We start from the raw sequence: 20,033 nt of genomic DNA on the forward strand, positions 1-20,033 counted from the left end.
CTGGAGGACCCGGCGCCACTCGGTCAGCGGCCGCCGCCGCCCCCTCCGCCGCCACCGCCGCCGGAGAACCCGCCGCCGAAGGATCCGCCGGAGAAGCTGCCACCGCCGATGCCGCCGCCCGAGCTGTGCGGCAGTGTGGAGGAGGTCGCCACGGCCCCGGCCATGTGACCGAGGGCGTTCCCGAAGCCCCGGGAGCTGAAACCGTTCTGTGACCCGTACCAGGACGGCTCGGGCGCGCCCTGCTCGTAGAGGAAGACGAGTTCCTTGGCCCACTCCCGCTCGACACCCCAGAGCACCGCGAACGGGAGCAGTTTCTCGTAGAGCTTGACCCGCTCCAGGGTGTCCGGTGCGGCGCTGCCGACCGTCGCCTGCCCCGGCACCGCCGCCGGAACCGTGACCCGCAGCGCGCCCTCCGGGCTCTGCAGCATGCGGAACCGCTCCTCCTCGGCCAGCTCGAGGTACACCTTCATCCCCTTGAGGTAGTCGCGCTGCTCGGCGCCGGCGTCGGTGAGCACGAACTGCGAGCGGCCGAAGAACTCCGCCACGCCGATGAAGACCCCCATCAGGAGGCAGAACGGGATCACGCCGATCAACGGCCAGGCCCAGTCGATGATCGACACCAGAACGACCCCGGCGACTCCGATCCCCGCCACGATGTACATCGCCTTGAGAATCTTCTTGCCGGCCGGGCTGGTGGCCTTGACCCGCCCACCGCGGGCCGTGACCAGGCGCCTGGTGGCAGGGCGGAGGTCGGTCAGCTGGCGGGCGAGAATCTTGTCGACGGTGCCCAGTTCCCGCACGGCGCCGACCGTCAGACCCGAGAAGAGGGTCGCCAACAGCTCGCGCTCCTGCGTGTCCACACCGTCGACCGACAGCAGTTGCAGCGTGTACTCGGCGGAACTGTCACTGACCGGGTAGTCCAGGATGCGCACATTGCCGCGCACCGCGAAGCTCACCAATTGTGCGGCGACGGCCGTCTTCGGCCGACCGACGAGGTCGGCCGCCTCCAACAGGTTGTAGCCCTCCGGCACGCTGTACTGGGCGATGATGGTGCCCCGTCCCCGAGCGTCCCGCCGGGCGAACAGGCGACGGATGCCCGCGGCCACGGCCCCGAGCACGCACACCAGCAGCACGAGGATCTGCAGGACGAGAGCGGGGATGCCCTCATCGCCGTCGCCGCTGTCGCTGCTGCCCCCGGCGGAGGCCGGCACCTGCAGGAAGGTGCCGGGAGCGAAGCCGATGGCCACGCTCACGTTCTGCCGCGGGCCGAGGCCCTGCACCGTGGAGGTGAACATCGCGCCGAAGTCGGGTGAGGCGGCATCCGTCACCGGGCACGCCGCGGTGTCACCCTGGCCGCCGGAATAGCAGGCGGTGTCGCCGGTGAGGAACTCGGTGACGCTCGGGTCGACGTGCACGCGCGCGGTGACCGAGCCGAACGGCTGGTCGAAGCCGGTGCCGTTGGTGTCCCAGTAGAACTCGTCGTTCTGGGTGTCGGCGAAGGCGCGCACCACATTCTGCTGCGTGTATTCGATGACGTAGGTCTGCGTGCCGCGCACGAAATCGTCGGTGCCGAGAGGCAGCTCGAGACTGTCACCCTGGTCGATGACCTCGAAGGAGACGGGTGCGCCGGCGGCGTCGGTGACCGATTGAACGGTCGTGTTCAGCGGCACCCCGTCGTAGTCGTTCGGAATCACGCGCACCATGCCGCGGTTCTGGTCGAAGTCCGGGAACTCGGCCACGAACGTTTCCACGGTGCGCAGGGTGGAGTGCCCGGCGTCGTCCCGGGAGAGGTAGTAGTCGGCCTCGAACGAGGTGAACGTGAAGTCGCCGGTGCCGGCGTTCGCGACCAGCGGCATCCCGAGCGCCAGCAGCGCTGTCACAGCAAGCCCCGCAATGACCTGGGCGAATCGCCGCAACGGATGTCTGGTCGATGCGTTCCCCTGCATGCTGCCGCTCCCCTGGTGTGCCGGCTGTCCCCACAACATCCGCTCCTCGAAGGCTAGTGCAGCCCGGCGTCGCATCGCGCCCGCTGCCCGCGAAGCGCCGACGAACCGACGAACCGACGAACCGACGACTTTGAGGGGTGCGACTGGGCGTCGCACCCCTCAAAGTTGTCGTGTCACCGGGCGGGATCCCCGCTCAGGGAATCAGTACCAGTTGTTGGCCTGTGAGTGCGACCAGGCGGCGCAGGGAGTGCCGTAGGACGAGGCCTTGATGTAGCCCAGGCCCCAGGCGATCTGCGTGGTGGCGTTGGTCGCCCAGTCGCTGCCGGCCGTGGCCATCTTGTTGCCGGGCAACGCCTGCGGGATGCCGGTGGCGCCGCCGTTGGAATTGACCGCGTCGAACTTCCACTCGGATTCCTTCTGCCACAGCTGGTTCAGGCAGGAGAACTGGTCGGCACCCCAGCCGTACTGGGAGGAAGCCATGGCCTGAGCCGTGGCGCGCGCGCCGGCGGGCGTGTTGCCGGCGGCCAGGGTCTGGGCACGGGCGGCTTCGGCGGCAGCGGATGCCGCTGCGGCGGCCTCGGCGGCCACCCGGTCGGCTTCGGCGGCGGCGGCGCTGACCGCGGCGGTCTCGGCCTTGGTCTGCGCCGTCAGCGCGGCGATCTCGTCGAGGGGCAGAACCTCGTAGCCGGCCAGCGAGCTGGCCGCCTTGGTCAGGCCGGAGGCATCCACTTTGTTCTGGCTGGCGGCGAGAACCTGGTTGGCCTCGTCCAGTGTGACGGACGCCGAGTTGTCGGCGTGCGCCTTGGCGACCGCGCTGTAGGCGCCGAGCTGTTCCCGGTGCAGACCGGTGCTGTCGGCGAGCTCGGCCGTGGCCGAGACGCGGGCCTGGGTGGCCGCTGCAGCCTGGCCCGCGAAGCCGGCGCCGACCGCGAGGCCGGAGACGGCCAGCACGCTGCCGGCGATGAGCGCGATGCGGCGCGGGCCCTTGATCGTGCTGGTGCCGTGCTTGCTGGTGGTGCTGTTCCTGCTGGGTGTGCCGTTGCTTCGCTTGTTCTGGGCAGCGAAGCGGACGCGGAGTTCTTCGGGTGACTCGGGCATATAAGACGGTGACTTCCGTGTTACGCAAGCCCGCGCGCGTGAGCGCACCGGCTCACTGAGCATCGGATCTGCGCTCTCGGAGGGCGGCGCAGACGAAACGACAACCATGCCCCACGTTTCTGGACAAACCCTCATTTTTACCTGAGAGAGTCATGGGCAGCAGGGGATTGACACCGCTTTCGACAGGTCTTCATCGGTGTGGACCCGTGCTCGGTGGCCAGGAATATCAGGTCGGTGCTCACCCGACCGATCGGCGGCCCACCCAGTGCTCGGACCGGTGTCAGGGATCGCGCCTGGCGGACCCGGTGGCCAGCGGAGTCGGCGCCTGGCGCCAGGGATTCGCCGGGTCGATCCAGAACAGGTAGACCAGCGTCGCCGCCAGCAGCAGGTTCGTCACGGTGTACAGACCCAGCGGGGTGATTCCCACCAGAAAGGCGGCACCAACGAGCAGGCCGGTCAGCCGGGCTGTTCCCCGGCTGAGGATGAGCGCGGCGATGGTCAGTTCGAACACGACCATGAAGACGCCGAACGCCTGCGGCAGGGGCGACACCACCGCGAGCATGAGCTCGCGGTACCAGAGGAACGGCACCTCCTCGGCCATCGCCACGAACAGCCCGGGGGCCACGGTGAGCACCAGCCCGTTCACGACCAGAGCCATGAGCGCAAAGAAGATTCCGATCGCGATGCGCCCCACGTTGGGGCGCCACAGGGCCAAACCGGCAAGGGCCGCGTACACCGCCAGGGCCACAACAACTCGTTCCACTTCGCCATCTCCCCGAGATTCTGGTGCGCGAGTGTTTGCCCTGACAGTGTGTGCGCGGGTCGCCGAGTCGTCAATGCCGCAGGTCGGGCGGCGCTCGCCCTACGCGATCCCCAGCGGCACCAGCAACCGGGGAAAGTCCGTGACGAGGGAAGTCCGCTACGAGGGCAGTCCGCGACGAGGGCATTGACGAGCCACGAGGGAGCTCACCCATAGCGGCGGCGACCAGGTCAGTTGGCGCCGATAAAGCCCGCCCTTCTCGCATAACTCCTGCAAATTGGGTGAGTCTCTGCGCCCGTGCCGCGTGATTGCGCGGGTGAGTAACTCGTCCGGCAGAATTTGCAGGAGTTATGCTCACGTCGCTCGGGTCACCGGACCGGCTACCGCACCCGCCGCAACCGGATCGGGCCCTTCGCGGTCGACGGATCGACCACGGTCCCGCCCTGGGTGATCTGCAGTTCGCCGCGGGCGACCATGCGGCGTGCGGCGCGGCGGGCCGGCTCCATCAGGTCGCTCCACGCCTCGCCGCCGACCGCTTTTGCCGCTTCGGACGGGCAGATCGTGGCATCCGTCGCGCGCGCACTGAGCAGTGCGGCGATGCTCGCTTCGAGCCGGAGGTCGGTCGCGGTGACTCCGTGTGCCCGGCACGCGGTGGAGCAGTACTTCACCGAATCCCAGTTGTTCGCCCACTTCGCGCGCCACTCGATGCGCCGCCCGCACGAGGCGCAGGTCTTGTCCGCCCGGTCGCGAGACGGGTCGGATTCAGCGGGTGTGCGTTGACGATGGGCCATGCCTTCAATCATGGCGTGACGAATCCGTTCCGCATCCGTCTTATCAGTGACGGATGCCCCAGCTCCCGCCACCACCCCGGCCGCCCGAATCTGCGATTTGCTAGGATTCCCGCACCTGAACCCGAAGGAAACCACGTGACGACCACCGACCGTGCGAGTGCCGAACGACGGCGTGTGACCGCCGACAACACCCGGGTTCGCCACGTCGAACTGGACGGGCATCAGTTCACCGTGCACTCCCTCTCCAGCACCTCGCGTGCGCCGGAGCTGCCGACGTATCTGATGGTGCACGGCATCGGGGCGTCGTACCGGTATTTCCGCCGGATGCAGCAGGGCCTGGCCGTGACCGGGCACACCCTGTCGCTCGACCTGCCCGGATTCGGCGGCACCCGTCGGCCCGAACGGCCGCTCGCGGTCGAAGAGTACGGCACCCTGATCGGCCGGCTTCTGGATCACCTCGAGGTGCCCCGCGTGGTCGTGATCGGCCATTCGATGGGTGCCCAGTTCGTCACGGAGCTGGCCCGGCAGCGACCGGATGCCGTCTCCCACCTGGTTCTGATCGGCCCCGTCACCGATCCCCGCCGCGCCACGGCCGTGCAGCAGGCGATGGGTCTGACCCGTGATGTGGTGAAGGAGTCCCCGTCGGGCAACCTGATCGTCTTCCAGGACTACCTCGAGTGCGGCCCGCGCTGGTTCTCCACCGAGCTCGCGCTCATGCTCGACTACCGCACCGACCTGGCCCTCCGCGAGGTGCGCTCCCCCACCCTCGTGATCCGCGGCGTCGACGACCCTGTGTCGGGCAGCGACTGGTGCGCGCGCCTCGCCGCCGCCGCGCCCGACGGGCACCTCCTCGAGGTGGCGGGGCATCGCCATCTGGTGCACCACAGCGCCGCCGAGCAGACTGCCGCCCAGATCGAGGGGCACGCTCGGCGGCATCCGTCGATCGCGCGCCCGGAACAAATCGCGCTGCCGGAACGATGATCCGCCGCCTGCTGAGCCCGCGCCTGCTGACCCGGCATCTGCGCGAGGGCCGGTGGTGGCTGCTCGACTACGTCTACGCGGGGATCGGGCAGACGCGCGCCTTCCTGTCCCGCGCCCGGCCGGCGGATTTCCGCTCGGGCGCCGGGGCCCCGATCGTGATCATCCCCGGGGTGTACGAATCCTGGCAGTTCATGCGGCCGCTGATCCAGACTCTGCATGACCACGGGCATCCGGTGCACGTGGTGGCGAAGCTGGGCCGCAACCGGCGTTCACTGACGGATGCCGCCGCCACCGTCGCCGACTACCTCGAGCGCGAGAACCTGACCGGCGTCATCATCGTGGCGCACAGCAAGGGCGGCCTGATCGGCAAGCAGCTGATGACGACCGCCGACCCCGAGCATCGGGTGAGCGCGATGACCGCGATCAGTGCTCCCTTCGGCGGTTCCCGTTACGCGCGCTACTGGGTGGTGCCAGCCATCCGTGCCTTCGCTCCCGCCAACGCGGCCCTGCACGACCTGGGTCTGGACCGCCGGGTCAACGGCCGCATCACGTCGATCTACGGGGTGTTCGACCCGCACATTCCCGAGGGCAGCGAACTCGTCGGCGCCCGCAACATCCGGCTGCGGGTCGGCGGGCACTTCCGCATCCTCGGTGATCCGGCGACGGTGCGGGCCGTGCTCGACGCTGTGACGGATGCCGCGGCGCCGGCCGTCTGACCCTGTCGCGTGGCTCGTCGTGCCGGCCTGGAGGCCCCGACCCCGTCCGTGCCGATAAGCTCAGCGATATCGAGGCTCGGGGGAACGAATGTCGGCAGGGGGATCGGCATGGAGCGAAGCGACGCGTCAACTGGCGCTCTCAGAAGCTCACGCGCTCGCCGCTGAATCCTCACGGGCCAAGGCCGCCAACTACTTCGCCGCCGCCGACAGCGAAAAACGCATCGCCCACGTTCTCGCCCCTCTCGCCGCGGCCGGCTACCACTTCCTGCCCGATCGTCAGTGGCCCGGCAGCCGTCGTGCTCAGGTCGACATGGTCGTCGTCGGGCCGGGCGGCCTGTTCATCGTGGACACCAAGGCCTGGAAGGACCCGATCATCGCGGCGGGCCGGGTGTTCCGCGGGCAAGCCGATGTCACCGACGAGTTCGATGGTCTGGCCGACCTCGCTTGGAAGACGGAGGCGGCTCTGGCCGAGATCGGCCTCGCCCCGGGTGAGGTGCGACCCGTGGTCGTCTTCGCCGGGCACAAGGGTGTCAACGCGTCGGTCGGCGGGGTCGAGATTGTCGGCGAAGGGGACATCGTGCGCCACATCGCCCGCCGCGGGCAGCGCCTCACCGCGTCTGCCGTCGAGCAGGTGTTGGCCGCCGCGATCAAGCACTTCCCCCTGATCGGCGCGCCGGCCCCAGTCGACGTGACCCTGCCCGAACCGATCATCGGCCCGGAACCAGCTCTTGATCTGGACCATCTCCCGAGCGAGAGCGACATCGAGGCTGCGATCCTCGAGGGACTCCTCGCCCCTCCGATCGAGGAGTGGATGACGTTCCTGCATCCCGACCAGGTCAAGTTGGTGCGCCGCAGTTTCAACGGGCCCTCTCGCATCCGTGGGGCTGCAGGCACCGGCAAGACCGTCGTGGGGCTGCACCGTGCCGCGTACCTGGCACGGTCGCAGGCGAACGCCCGCGTGCTCGTGACCACATTCGTGCGCACGCTGCCCGATGTGCTGAGCAACCTGCTCGGCCGCATGGCACCGGATGTCGCAGGTCGCGTGGAGTTCAGCGGCGTGCACCAATTCGCCCGCAAAGTGCTCGACGAGCGCGGCATCGACGTGCGTGTCAACAGCAAGCTGGCCGATCAGTCATTCGACGAGGCCTGGAAGCAGACCTGCGACCCGCTGACAAAAATCGATACGAACTCCCGTTACTGGCGGGAGGAACTCGACCACGTGATCAAGGGCCGCGGTCTCACCACCTTCGACGAGTACGCCGACTGTGCCCGCATCGGCCGGCGCCGCCGCCTCACCCTCGACCAGCGCCGCTCGGTCTGGGCGCTCTACCAGCGCTACGAATCGCGTCTGCGCACTCGAGAGGTGCACGACTTCGCCGACCTGATCCTGCTCGCCGAAGCGTCCCTGCGCGCCAAACCGATGGTCGGCTACACCGCCATAATCGTCGACGAGGCGCAGGATCTGTCGTGCGCAATGATCCGCATGCTCGCCTCTGTGGTGCCCGGTGACGGCGCGGATGCCTTCACCCTGATCGGCGACGGCCAGCAGACCATCTACCCCGGCGGTTACACCCTCGCCGAGGCCGGCCTCTCCGTTGCCGGCCGGGGTGTGATCATGGACGTGAACTACCGCAACACAGCCGAGATCCTCGCCCTGGCGGCCCGCGTCGTCGACGGCGACAGCTATGTCGACATCGAAGGCACCGCAGCCAGCACCGCCGCGATCACCTCGCCGCGACACGGAGAACGTCCCCTCTTCGCCCGGGCGCGCACCCGAACAGAGCACGACGGCAAACTCGTGCAGCACATCCGCCGGGCCACGCAGAGCGTGAGTGTGGGCTGGGGTGACGTGGGCGTGCTCTGCTCCACCACCTGGCAGGTGCGTGACGCGGTGATGCTGCTTCGCACAGCGGGGATTCCCGTGGTCGAGCTCACCGACTACGACGGTTGCCCAACGGAGGCCGTGAAGGTCGGCACGATCAAACGTGCCAAGGGGCTGGAGTTCAAGCAGGTGTTGCTGCCCTGGATCACCGAACACCTGATGTCCCCGGGCGTCACCGGAGCGGGGTGGACCGACTCCCAGATCGAACGTGACGAGCGCGACCGTCGCGAACTGTTCGTGGGTATCACCCGAGCTCGCGACGGGGTGTGGGTCGGCTGCATCGTCGCGCAGGGATCATCTGCGTAAACCTACGCAATCCCCAGCTGCACCAGCAGCCGCGGAAAGCGTATGACTACGAACCGGGTGCGATCAGCCCAGCGACGATGAGCAACCCGAGCAGCGAGAGCAAGGCGGTCATCGCGCCCGCAAGCCACACCCGACGGTGCTTTCCGGTTGGAGATCTCCTCATTGCCAGGACCGTAGCGAATACAAGGCCTGCAGCCACGGGCAGGAAGGCAAACTGCCTCTGCAGCGTATCCAACGGCAGCAATCTATCGGCTCCGTACAGTGCCAGCACCAGCGCCGGAATACCCAGGCCAAGAGAGGCAACCGCAGCCAAAGTATTGAAATTGCTCTGCGCGTCGGCTTCCCGCGAACTCGACACGGACGCGGCAGCAGAGAGCAGCGCATGCACACTCGCGGACTCAGCGTCGAGTTGTCCGCGCAACTCGGTGCATTGACGAATCGCCGCGTCGTGGAGTCTCATCCATGGTCTCGTCAGCTCCGTTGCCGGCGGGGCGCCGTTGATGATGCGTGGGTCTTGTACGACACGGTACGAGTGATAAGCAGACGAGTCCGTAAGGAAGACCCACAGACCCTCCCTGATTACCTCTCGAGCATTGTCCGCGCCCCGCCCAAGAATGATCCCCAGCTGCAACAGGGCTGAGACGATGGATGCCTGCGACCCTTGGATATTCGACTTCGCGCTTGCTTCCGCGAGTTGTCGTTCCAGGCCGTAACGAACCTCTCTGACGTGCGCGATCGCATTGCGCGAGCACTCGGCAATACCCTTGGCGATGTATGCGGCATGAAACTCATTGGTCGTATCCGTGAGGCCCGGTTGCGGATCAATCGAATCGACGAGTATCTGTTCGAGTACGTTTGTCGCACGAAGGAGGTCTTCGGCTTCCCCCGGAACATCCAGATTCAGCGGCACGAAGCAATCCTTCACGTTTCCTTCCGTCCACGTACCATCCAGGAATACTTCGAGGGCGACGTGGCGGGCTCCGCTCACGACGATTCGAACATTCCCAACCGCAATGCGCCTCGACCCCTCCTCCGTGAAAACTCTGAGGAGGGGAACAACCCGGACCACGCTCGGCGAATCACTCTGATCGAGGTAATCCCGTTGAATACGGTCATCCATCTCAGTGAAGCTGAACCTTTTGGATCCATGCGTGATTCTCACGGCAACGGCAACCGCGGTACTTGCGGAGAGGTTTTCAGTTCCCGAGGGCGTAGGCATAGCCCTAACCTATTGGGCATTGCACCGGTTGCGAGACACCTGAATCGCGCCGTGGGTGATTGGGGCTTGATCAACCATGGACTGCTGCGACGCAGGCCCTAAACCGCCACGCGAACGCAGACAAAGCGGGACAAATCCGATGCTCACTCCACCGAAACGTCGATCAGCACCTTCCCCACAACCCCGCTCTCGACCAGAGCGTGGGCATCCGCCGTGTGCGCGAGGTTGGTGCGGTGCAGGGGCAGCCCCGCTTCCTCCCCCACGCCCAGCGCGCCATCGACGAGGGCCGCGTTGATGTCCTCGGCCGCCGCCCGAATCACGTCGGCGCCCACCGTGTAGAGCAGCACGAACTGGTAGCGCACGTTGAGGCTGAAGTGCTGCCGCACGTCGAGCGTCACCTGGTCGCCGCCGTTGTTGGCGTAGACCGCGATCGACCCCCGATTGCGCATGACGGCCAGGTCGAGCCGCGCATTCTGGGCCGGTGCGACCTCCACGATCAGGTCCACCCCCTCCGGTGTGATCGCCCGGATCTGCTCGACGACGTCCGGGGCGGTGTAGGTGAGCACGTGCTGCGCGCCGGCCGCCGTGGCCAGCGCCGCCTTCGCCGGCGAGCTCACAGTCGTGACGACGGATGCTCCCGCCCACCGGGCCAGCTGGATCGCCGCGTGCCCGACCGCACCCGCTCCCCCGGCCACAAGCACGACCTTGCCGGCCAGGGCGCCCGGGTGCAGCCGCCGCGGTCCGTCTTCGGCCACCGTCAGCGCCCGGTACGCCGTGATCGCCGGCACTCCGAGGCTCGCACCCTGGTCGAAGCTCGCATTCGCCGGCAGCAGGAAGACCCGCTCCGCGGGAAGCACCGCATGCTCCTGAGCCGAGCCGCTGTTCGCGCGCTGGTACGCGGCGAGCGCCAGCCACACCCGGTCACCCACGCTGACGTGCTGCACATCGGCGCCGACCGCTTCCACGATGCCGGCGCCGTCCTGTCCGGGCACGACGTCGTCAAACGCGAGCACCTGGCCCGGTGCCGAGCCGCGGCGCGACTTCCAGTCGGTGGGGTTCACGCCGCTGACCACGATCCGCACCCGCACCTCGCCAGCTCCGGGTTCGGTCACCGGCCGATCGACGAGCTGGAGCACGGTCGGGTCACCGGTCTGGCTGTACACAATTGACTTCATATCAGGGGCAACGCGGGTGCGGGTGGAATGTTTCCTTGGCCTGCTTCGAGGAAGCTCATGAGGTGCCGCTCGAGATCGTTCATGTCCCTGACTTCGCACTCCCAGACGGTCAGGACTTCCCACCCGAGCGAGTTCAACTCACCCATCATTCGGCTATCACGCGCCACTGTGGCACGCCGCTTCTCGGCCCAAAAATCTGGGTTGGTTGCAGGAACGACCATGCCAAATCGACACGAATGCATGTGCCAAAAACACCCATTCACGAAGATGACCCGTCGCCGTCCAGGAAAGACGAGGTCCGGGGAGCCCGGGAGATTTCGAACGTGGAGCCTGTATCTGTAGCCGCGAGCGTGAAGGAGCCGTCGGACTGCCATCTCGGGCTTGGTGTCTTTTGAACGGATTCTCGACATGTTCAGCCGTCTTTGCTCCGGAGTCAGCACGTCGATCATGCGTCCAGAATACGCACCTCGGTTGAGGGGCTGCTCCCGATGATCAGCCCACAACAGATGTCGATACTTCTCCCGCTGATTGACCTCCAGCGGGGAGGGCAAAACCTTTGCGCGGACCAGCATTTCTGAACGCTAGGATCGAATCAACGACGCGGTATGGAACCGAGTCACACGGTCGGGGGGCGTGCTTTGGAGGACGAGATCTGGGCGCCCGGCGCTCAACTCATGGAATCGATGAGGGCCGTTGGCTACTCACTGCGAACCGCTCTTGCGGACATCATCGACAACTCGATTGCGGCTACCGCGCACAATATCGACATCTTCTTCTCGGCGGAGACTGATCGCCCCTACCTGGCATTCCTGGACGACGGCAAGGGCATGGATGCCCAGTCGGCCAGACGCGCAATGCAACTGGCGGGCATGAGTTCTGTCACACAGCGCGACGAAGGGGACTTGGGGCGGTTTGGGCTCGGGCTGAAGACGGCATCGCTCTCACAGTGCCGGCGATTGACGATCATCAGCAAGCAAGGTGACGCCATCACGGGACTCGTCTGGGACTTGGATCACATCGCCGCTACACAGCGGTGGAGCCTCATTGTTCTGGGTGAGAGCGAGTTCGGCGACGTGCCTCACTTTGCAGATCTGCTGAAGTTAAAATCTGGAACATTGGTGGTCTGGCAGAATCTCGACCGTCTCTTGGAGGAAGGCCAGAATCCATCGGCCCTTCTTGACGGCCATATGGCGGATGCCCGGGAGCACTTGTCGCTGGTCTTCCATCGTTTTCTCTCTGGCGATGGTTTCCCGAAAGTCACCCTGCACATCAATCGCGTTGCCGTTGTAGGAGCCGATCCGTTCCTAACTAGGGCAAAGGGAATCCAGATTGCTCCCAAGGAGAGCATCGATCTTCTTGGACAGGAAATCACGGTCCAGTCATTCACTCTCCCGTTCCTTAACAACATGACCGCAGGTGATCGACGTAGAGCGCAAGTAGCAGGGGGGCTTCGGGAATCGCAGGGCTTCTATATCTACCGCGGCGGTCGGCTTGTGATCTGGGGAACATGGTTCCGCCTCATGCCGAAAAGAGAAGGTGGGAAGTTGGCACGGGTCAAGGTCGATATCCCGAATGCACTGGACCACCTTTGGAGTCTGGATATCAAGAAGTCCTCTGCCGTTCCGCCCGCAGCCGTGCGCGCTCGACTCAAGATACTCGCGGAAACCATGATCGAGCCGAGCCACAGGACGCAGAACTGGCGAGGTAGAAAGAACCGGGCAGACGATTCCGTGATCCGCCCCTGGGAGCTCGTGGAAGACCGCGACACATTCCGGTATTCGATCAACAGGAGCCATCCGGTTGTTGAGGCGCTCACGGGCTCACTGACTACAGAGGGGCTCTCGGGCCTCGAGACCATAATCCGAACACTTGAGAGCACATTTCCTGTTCAGGACCTTTTTAACCGGATGTCGAGCGATCGCGTTTCGACTCAAACCGAGTCGGGCATTGGCGACCTGCGAGTCGTCTTACTCGAAATCTGGACGAGCACACAGCCTGCCCTCGAAACGGTCGAGTCTTTCGTGTCGCGGATGCTGTCTGTGGAACCCTTCGATCGACTCAAGTCAGAGAAGGAAAGCATCGTGGCCTCCCTCTCTACAATCACGAAGGAATCACTTAGCTATGAATGAAGCACAACAGGGTCAATACGACACGGTGAAGAAAGTCTTCAACGCGGCAATCCCCAAAATCGTCCCTACGGAGGCGATTCTGAAGACCATTCTTGCCGGATTGAAATTCCTGGGACCGAATCTCGAGGCCCTTCACTTCGACGCGATCTTCGATGAAATATCAAAACGCAATGACATCATCATGGAAATCGGAGGCTACGTCGATGCTGCAGATCACAAGTCTTGGCTGAAGGAGCGTCGGAGTAGTGTCGACTGGCGGCTCTGGAATGCCTATTCGCAATTAATGACCAACCAAGGAAGGCCAGCACTGGTCATTGACAAGCTCGATCAATCGCTGGACATAATTCTGGATCACTTGGGCAACCCCGCCGAGAAGGGTGCTTGGGCGCGTCGAGGGCTCGTAATTGGCGATGTGCAGTCGGGCAAGACGGGTACCTACATCGGTTTGATGGATAAGGCTGCCGATGCTGGTTATCGCTATTTCATTCTCCTCACCGGCAATACGGAGTCCCTCCGCCAACAGACCCAGTCCCGGGTTGATCAGGGCGTGATCGGTCGCGACTCGCTTTTTATGCACCGGGTCGGGCCAGCTCAGGCGCACCAGCCCAAGGTCGTGGGCATCGGAGCGCTTCTGGCCGACAATCACGCCACGGTGAGCATGACGACTATGACGACCGATTTCCGGAAAAACAGTCATCAGGCGATCAATATCAATCCCGGCCCCGAAATGATCGTCGTGTTCGTCACGAAGAAGAACAAGACCGTTTTGGACGAGGTGGCAAAGTGGCTTGGAAAACAGGCTCAAGCCAATGGGCAGGTGTCCGCGCCGCTGCTCCTGATCGACGATGAAGCAGACTATGCCTCCGTGAATACCGCGAATGAGGACGAAGATCCAACAGCGATAAATGCTGCCATCCAAAAAATCCTGGGCAAGTTTTCAAGAAGCTCCTACGTGGGTTTCACCGCCACCCCGTTTGCGAATATCTTCATCGATGACGAGAAAGACACTGACCTCTTCCCCCGTGATTTCATATACGGTCTCGATGCGCCGTCAAACTATGTGGGCCCACAGACCATTTTCGGTCGCGACAGTGCCGCCAGCTCTCTGCATGTTCTGGATGACGCAGAGCGGTTCTTCCCGGTGAAGCACAAGAGCACGCATGCTGTGACAGGTCTACCTGATTCGCTCCCAGAGGCAGTCAGAACTTTTCTTCTCGCCAACGCAATCAGAGATCTCCGTCAGCACACAAGTGAACCGCGCGCGATGCTCATCAATGTATCGAGGTTCAATCTGGTACAGAGCAAAGTTTTCGATCTTGTTTCCGAAGTACTGGCAACTCATAGGAACGCCATCTTGCATCACTCCAGAATGTACAGCCAAGGCGTTGAAAATGAGACGCTTCGCGCTCTTGAAGACACCTTTGGTCGGGAATTCGAGAATTCCGGTTACACCTGGTCGGAAGTTCTTGATCAACTGCCGTCAGCGGTCAAGGAAATCCAGGCTCGCCTCGTCAACTCCAAGACGGACAAGAAACTGGAACAGGACGAGTTGAGCCTTGATTCGCCACCGCGCCTCATCGCAGTGGGCGGAGATCTCCTGAGTCGAGGGCTCACTTTGGAAGGCCTCATGGTCAGCTACTTCTATCGCCACACGGCTGCATCGGACACTCTCATGCAGATGGGGCGCTGGTTTGGGTACAGGGAAGGCTACGGCGATCTCTGTCGTCTTTGGATAGACGACGATATGGCGTCGGCTTACACACATGCGGCCGACTCACTGGACGAGCTCCGACTCGAACTCGTGCGAATGCAGGCACAGAAGCTGACCCCAGAGGAGTACGGGCTTGCAGTGAGGAACCATCCCGGAGCTTTGATGATAACTGCCCGTAACAAGATGCGCGCGGCAAAGATTGGTGAAAAGAGTATCTCGCTCCGAGGCAGATCAATTGAGTCCTTCAAGCTCTCGTCTGACCCCGTTGTGATCGCGGCGAACCATGTCGCCTCACAGGTCCTGATGGATTCCCTAACTGCTAGTGATGGCGCGCCGATGCTCGCTCGGCAGAACCGACCCATCTGGCGAGCCGTGGACAAGAAGAGGGTCGCGGCGTTCCTCGACGAGTTTCAAGCACATGAGTCGCTTGGCCTGTTTCAGAGGGGAGCCCTGGGCAGGTTTGTGAGATCTGCGGCTGCCAGCGATCTGCAGACATGGGACGTCGTCGTTATCGGTGGCAGCGGGTCGAAGCTTCTCGCGGGCGGTGTTGAAATCCTCAGGCCACGCCGAGCCATAAAGCCCGGGCCCGAGGTCGACTCATGGCTGGTTGGCGACAAGCAGAGGGTCGCGGGGCGCGGTGATGTCGCGACTTCCCTTGATCGGGCAAGGGTCGTCGAGATCGATATGCGTTACAAAGACGCGAATCCGATGAATGCCAATGTTCCTGACTCCGAGTACGTCTTCGAACTGGAGCGTCCGACGCTCTTGCTTTATTTCGTGGAAGGAACCTCATCAACCGGTGCAGCTCTTCCCAAGGACCCGCTCGTCGCCATCAAGATTGCCATCCCAGGAATTCGTGACGCAGACGGGCGTGCCGTCGCAGAGCCCGGCGTCACCTACATTCTCACCAAGGCGGCTCAGCGCCTCTGGCTGGCAGCAGACGTTGTCGACGATGCCGAGGACACCAACAATGTCGGCTAACGCGAACACTATGACGTGGCGGAAGCTGCTCGACGCCGGAGGTCCACGACAGCGCCTCCTTGATGGTCATCCCCTTCACCTGTACTTCGGCGCGGACGCGGCGTCGAAGCCAGTCTTCTTCTTGATCACGGCTAATAAACCGCAGATACCGGAGATGTCGACCATCGTGACGGTGGAACGGCGTGAGCGACTAGCCGACAAGACTTGGGCTGTGGTTCTGACCCTTCAGGACCGCGAGTATTCCGACGCCTTCATGGGGATGTGCATGGAATTGGCTCGTCGCTCCGGCGAAACGGACGATGCCGAACGTGCCCTCAAATTGTTTTTCGAAACTCTGCACCAGTGGAAGACGCTTCTAAGTCATAGATACGCAAGGCGCCTCTCCAAGGAGCAGGTTCGCGGCCTTGTTGCTGAGCTCTGGTTTGGGCTGGAACACCTCAGCGATCGCTACTCGCCTGCCGAGATCCTCATGTCATGGCACGGGCCTTATGGTGCACCGCAGGATTACCGAACTCCCGACGGGCGCCTTTACGAAGTCAAGTCCGTTCACGGCGGGTCGAAGTTTGTCGACATTTCCTCAGTCGATCAGCTCGACCCAATCGATGGGGCGCCCCTTGCCTTGTGCCTTGTTACCGTTGAAGAAATCGAGATTCCGACAGGCGCTAGCGTGTCCCTTATGGGCTTGGTTGACAAGTTCCGAACCCGACTAGCCGGGATGCCGAAGCCCCTCGAAGACTTGGAAGACAGATTCGCGGCACTGGGATTCGATTCTGCCGATGAGGTCTACGCGGACCAATTCTTCATGATTGGCGGGCTCCGTGCGTTTGACGTGGCTGTCGGCTTCCCCCGACTCCTCCGGAAGCACGTTCCGCTGGCCATAGATGCCGTTCGTTACCAACTCAAGTTGGCCTCTCTCAATGAATTCGAAATTCGCGCCCAGCCCGTATCACTTGAAGCGCGCTAGAAGAAACGGATCATGCTCCTGATGTCAGACGATCTCCAAGTGTTTTACGCCGACCTCCAGAACACGGTTCGGGCCGCCGCTGCCTCGGATGGCACGTTCACCCAGAATGCCTTCGTCGACGAGATCGCGAAGCGCATGTCCGCAGTGGAGGAAGTCGATGGCCTCATCGCCTGTCATTTTGAAGGGACTGGAGCACGCAACAAGAAGCTTGAGCTCGATGGCGTCGACTTCGGAGACGAAACTGGCCATGTGGTTCTCGCTGTCGCTGGTTACATCGCGGGTGACGAGATCGCGACGCTCACCGACAGCGAGGCCAGACGCAAATTCGGAACTCTAGAAGCATTCGTCGAAGCCTCATTAGACGGTTCGTTCTCGAACTACCTCGAGGAAAGTTCTCAGGCTTTCCAAGTGGCTGTCGAACTCCGTGATCGCAAGCCCACGACTTTCAAAATCCGGCTCTACCTGATCACAAACGCGAAGCTCAGTTCTCGAGCACGCAGCTTTGATTCGGTCGAGATAGGCGGCATCAGCGTCGAGTTCCATCTGTGGGACATCGAGCGATTCCACCGCGTTGAGGCATCGCAGTTAGGCCGCGAGGAGATCGATATAGATCTGACCGAATGGGCGCCACTAGGCGTGCAATGCTTGCAGGCCAAGTTCGAATCAGCAGATCTCGAAACGTATCTCGCGGTGCTGCCGGGAAGCTTGCTGGCCGGCGTCTATCGAAAGTATGGCGGGCGCGTTCTTGAGGCAAACGTTCGCTCCTTCCTCAGCGTGCGAGGTAACGTGAACAAGGGAATCCGTGGGACTGTCATGCAGCAGCCCGAACGCTTTCTGGCGTACAACAACGGAATCACCGCCACGGCAACCGCCGTGTCAACCAGGTCCGAGAATGGGGCCCTGTGGCTCACCAACGTCAAGGATCTGCAGATCGTCAACGGTGGACAGACAACGGCATCCCTTTTCTACGTCAAAAAGGACGACCCTGCGGCTGATCTAACCGACGTTCACGTGCAGATGAAGCTGATCGTCGTTCAGGAGTCGGACGCTGCCGAGATCGTCCCAAAGATTAGCCGCTTCGCCAACACGCAGAACCGCGTAAGCGAAGCCGACTTTTTCTCCAACCACCCCTTCCACGTGCGGATGGAAGAGAAATCTCGGCGGATGCTGGCTCCAGCCAGGGCAGGAACTCACTACCAGACTAAGTGGTTCTATGAGCGCACCCGTGGTCAGTACCTCAACGAGAAATCGAAGCTGAGAATTGCGGAAGCTCGTCGCTTCGAAACGGAGAACCCCAAAGCCCAAGTCGTCACAAAGACCGAGGCGGCAAAGTTCATCACGACATGGAGCCAGCGGCCGCACATCGTCAGCTCGGGAGCTCAGAAGAACTTCCTTTCCTTCGCTGACGAGATCTCAAAAGCGTGGGGTGCCGACGGCGCAGCCTTTGGCGATGAGTACTATCGCGGACTCGTTGCGAAGGGCATTCTCTTCAACTCAGTTCGAGCGATGGTGCAAAAGGCAGACTGGTACTCGAGCGGGTATCTAGCGAACATCGTGACCTACGCCCTCGCCAAGCTTTCGTCAATGATCCAGACATCGGGCCGAGGAGGGGACCTCGACTTTGCGGCCATCTGGGATTCGCAGAACGTGCCGGAATCCCTCCTACGGGAGATCGAACCGATCGCGAGGAGCGTCTTCAACGTCCTCACAGACGAGGACCGCCCGGTAGTCAACGTGACTGAGTGGGCGAAGCGCGAGAAATGCTGGGACGCAGTTAAGGCCGACCGAACCCCGTTAAGCGATGCACTCGCTGAATTCATCCTGATTCCTGAGGAGCGCCGGGCTGTTGTGCGCGACGCGAAAAGAGAGCAGCGCATGGACTCAGGCATAGACGCTCAGGTGAGGGTGATGAAGCTCGGCCCCAAATATTGGGTGAACCTTCGATTCTTTGGCCGGCAAATGAAGTCGCTGTCACCCAAAGACATCAGCATCCTCTCCTTCGCTACTGGGGAAGCCGGGCGAGTTCCGACAGAACTGCAGGCGCGCACGCTGATGCAGATGAGCGCCAGCATGGAATTACTCGGGTTTACCGGCAGCTAGTCAGAACAGCTTCTTTCCATACATTTCGCGTATCGGTCTCGAGCAGGAAATCAAGACGAGATTTGAGGTCAGCCGGTGGTTACGAGCTCCAGAAACTGCTTGACAGTGGTGAGCTGCGTCCTCTGGGCCTCGGTGAATGTGTCTTGGAGAGCCCCAGGGATAACAAGGCGGACATTTTGACGCATCATCTCGTCGGTCTGACTCTTCGAAATGGCAGCTTCCAACGTCAGTAAATGCTTCACCGGGATACGCTCCGCCTCAGCAAGGATCTGTCGCCAGCGATCCTTAACCGAACGTTTGGAGGCCAACATGTGCAACTCTGACGCCGGAAATGCAGGATTGTTGTACTTCGCCGCACTTGGAAATAGGAAATCGGGTTTTGAATTGGCCTCGGTTTTGGCTCCTCGCGAGTAAGCCGCCCCGTTCAATTTGAGGATCTCCTCAATGTGATTCTCAAGCGACGAACCGCTCCGACTCTTGCGGCGGTTCTGGACGCTGAGGGAGTAAGCCAAAAACGCCTCCACCGCACTCTCGCCAGTGAAACCGATATCTAGCCGTTCTGTGATGAGATGTTTTTCGAGCGTTTGATAGAGCACGTATTCTCGGTCCACCCAGGAGATAAGGGCCCCGTCAGGGTCGCCGATTGCGTCAACCTCGGTCGTGAGCGAGCGAGCGAAAGGGGAGAACGCGTTCGTAGCCGGCCACACTTTGCCGAACTTATCCAGAATCTTGCCTAGAACGGAATCGTCAGTAACTTCAACTTCGACTCCGATGTGCTCTAGAACTAGCCGCGAGGCAAGTTCAAGGCGGTCCCCCTCATGTGTGAGGTCGCTCCGAACGGAAAACCCGGGAAGGTTCTGAGTGCCTAATCCAAAGAGCCACTCAAGCTGTGACGCGATACTGGAACCGTTCTCTGCCACCAACACAAGCAGATCGCCCCCCTTCTGCTTGGCCAGTACCAGCAAATCCCCGGGGGCCATCAAATCCGTCACATCGTTCTTCGCGAAATAGAACCGGTATTCTGGCGATCGGTTTGCTTTGGAGCGACGCGAGTCATACAGAGTAAGGGAATCATCAACGAGGACTGGTTCAGGGCCATCGTCGGTGAGATACATGAACCGAGCTGGGAAGGCGGTCGGCTCGCTGGATCTTCCGATGAAATCGAGCATTGCCCGGACTGCTTGAAATTCATGCTGGTGCGACCTCGCTGGATCGCTCTCTACAGCGCTCAGGCGCTTCGTCGCAACGCCGTCGAAATACTCTGACAAGTATCC

General features: G+C 62.7%; 15 protein-coding genes. 7 read left to right on the plus strand and 8 right to left on the minus strand.

The annotated features are described in order from the left end of the window. Nucleotides 1–23: 23 nt before the first annotated feature. The 4 genes from AC0J5J_RS06500 to AC0J5J_RS06515 all read right to left on the minus strand — a co-directional run bounded on the left by AC0J5J_RS06500 (nt 24) and on the right by AC0J5J_RS06515 (nt 4,595). A complete protein-coding gene (locus AC0J5J_RS06500; protein WP_474900028.1) occupies nt 24–1,946 on the minus strand; it encodes a DUF2207 family protein in 1,923 nt (640 codons plus the stop codon). 201 nt (nt 1,947–2,147) lie between these two features. After that, nucleotides 2,148–3,044 carry an aggregation-promoting factor C-terminal-like domain-containing protein gene (locus AC0J5J_RS06505; protein WP_174722402.1) on the minus strand — a complete coding sequence of 299 codons (897 nt, stop codon included), beginning with the start codon at nt 3,042–3,044 and terminating at the stop codon, nt 2,148–2,150. Between the two features lie 280 nt (nt 3,045–3,324). Beyond that, nucleotides 3,325–3,807 carry a hypothetical protein gene (locus AC0J5J_RS06510; RefSeq protein WP_474900029.1) on the minus strand — a complete coding sequence of 161 codons (483 nt, stop codon included), beginning with the start codon at nt 3,805–3,807 and terminating at the stop codon, nt 3,325–3,327. A gap of 377 nt (nt 3,808–4,184) precedes the next feature. After that, entirely contained in the window at nt 4,185–4,595 is a 411-nt protein-coding gene (locus tag AC0J5J_RS06515; protein WP_474900030.1) for a DUF3253 domain-containing protein, read from the minus strand. A gap of 135 nt (nt 4,596–4,730) precedes the next feature. On the opposite strand from AC0J5J_RS06515, the gene AC0J5J_RS06520 reads away from it, so the two are divergent. From AC0J5J_RS06520 to AC0J5J_RS06530, 3 genes are all read left to right on the plus strand, one after another. Next, a complete protein-coding gene (locus tag AC0J5J_RS06520) occupies nt 4,731–5,576 on the plus strand; it encodes an alpha/beta fold hydrolase (protein ID WP_474900031.1) in 846 nt (281 codons plus the stop codon). Then, nucleotides 5,573–6,292: an esterase/lipase family protein gene (locus AC0J5J_RS06525; protein WP_474900032.1), complete on the plus strand. Its 720-nt coding sequence runs from the start codon at nt 5,573–5,575 to the stop codon at nt 6,290–6,292. The genes AC0J5J_RS06520 and AC0J5J_RS06525 overlap by 4 nt, the downstream gene beginning before the upstream one ends. Nucleotides 6,293–6,380: 88 nt before the next feature. After that, on the plus strand, nt 6,381–8,480 hold the full coding sequence (locus AC0J5J_RS06530) for a nuclease-related domain-containing DEAD/DEAH box helicase (RefSeq protein ID WP_474900033.1): 2,100 nt from the start codon (nt 6,381–6,383) through the stop codon (nt 8,478–8,480). Between the two features lie 46 nt (nt 8,481–8,526). Here AC0J5J_RS06530 and AC0J5J_RS06535 read toward each other — a convergent pair whose 3' ends face one another. The 3 genes from AC0J5J_RS06535 to AC0J5J_RS06545 all read right to left on the minus strand — a co-directional run bounded on the left by AC0J5J_RS06535 (nt 8,527) and on the right by AC0J5J_RS06545 (nt 11,446). Further along, nucleotides 8,527–9,600 (minus strand): hypothetical protein, encoded by a 1,074-nt coding sequence (locus AC0J5J_RS06535; RefSeq protein ID WP_474900034.1) that lies wholly within the window; start codon nt 9,598–9,600, stop codon nt 8,527–8,529. A gap of 242 nt (nt 9,601–9,842) precedes the next feature. Beyond that, nucleotides 9,843–10,874 (minus strand): NADPH:quinone reductase, encoded by a 1,032-nt coding sequence (locus AC0J5J_RS06540; protein WP_474900035.1) that lies wholly within the window; start codon nt 10,872–10,874, stop codon nt 9,843–9,845. After that, a complete protein-coding gene (locus tag AC0J5J_RS06545; RefSeq protein ID WP_474900036.1) occupies nt 10,871–11,446 on the minus strand; it encodes a very short patch repair endonuclease in 576 nt (191 codons plus the stop codon). The genes AC0J5J_RS06540 and AC0J5J_RS06545 overlap by 4 nt, the downstream gene beginning before the upstream one ends. 66 nt (nt 11,447–11,512) lie before the next feature. On the opposite strand from AC0J5J_RS06545, the gene AC0J5J_RS06550 reads away from it, so the two are divergent. From AC0J5J_RS06550 to AC0J5J_RS06565, 4 genes are read left to right on the plus strand one after another with little or no spacing between them, the layout of a single operon-like run. Continuing rightward, a complete protein-coding gene (locus tag AC0J5J_RS06550; RefSeq protein ID WP_474900037.1) occupies nt 11,513–13,003 on the plus strand; it encodes an ATP-binding protein in 1,491 nt (496 codons plus the stop codon). After that, nucleotides 12,996–15,695, plus strand: a complete 2,700-nt coding sequence (locus tag AC0J5J_RS06555; protein ID WP_474900038.1) for a Z1 domain-containing protein — start codon at nt 12,996–12,998, stop codon at nt 15,693–15,695. Before AC0J5J_RS06550 ends, AC0J5J_RS06555 begins: the two co-directional genes overlap by 8 nt. Before the next feature lie 10 nt (nt 15,696–15,705). Continuing rightward, the gene (locus AC0J5J_RS06560; RefSeq protein WP_474900039.1) at nt 15,706–16,659 is read left to right on the plus strand and encodes a PD-(D/E)XK motif protein; all 954 of its coding nucleotides are present in this window, start codon (nt 15,706–15,708) and stop codon (nt 16,657–16,659) included. Nucleotides 16,660–16,680: 21 nt separating this feature from the next. Further along, nucleotides 16,681–18,759, plus strand: coding sequence for an AIPR family protein (locus tag AC0J5J_RS06565; protein WP_474900040.1), 2,079 nt, complete (start codon nt 16,681–16,683; stop codon nt 18,757–18,759). 68 nt (nt 18,760–18,827) lie between these two features. On the opposite strand, the gene AC0J5J_RS06570 is transcribed toward AC0J5J_RS06565, so the two are convergent. Continuing rightward, on the minus strand, nt 18,828–19,928 hold the full coding sequence (locus AC0J5J_RS06570) for a type II restriction endonuclease (RefSeq protein WP_474900041.1): 1,101 nt from the start codon (nt 19,926–19,928) through the stop codon (nt 18,828–18,830). Between the last annotated feature and the right edge of the window lie 105 nt (nt 19,929–20,033).

The sequence above is a fragment of the Cryobacterium sp. TS_SC_7 genome (assembly GCF_056156285.1).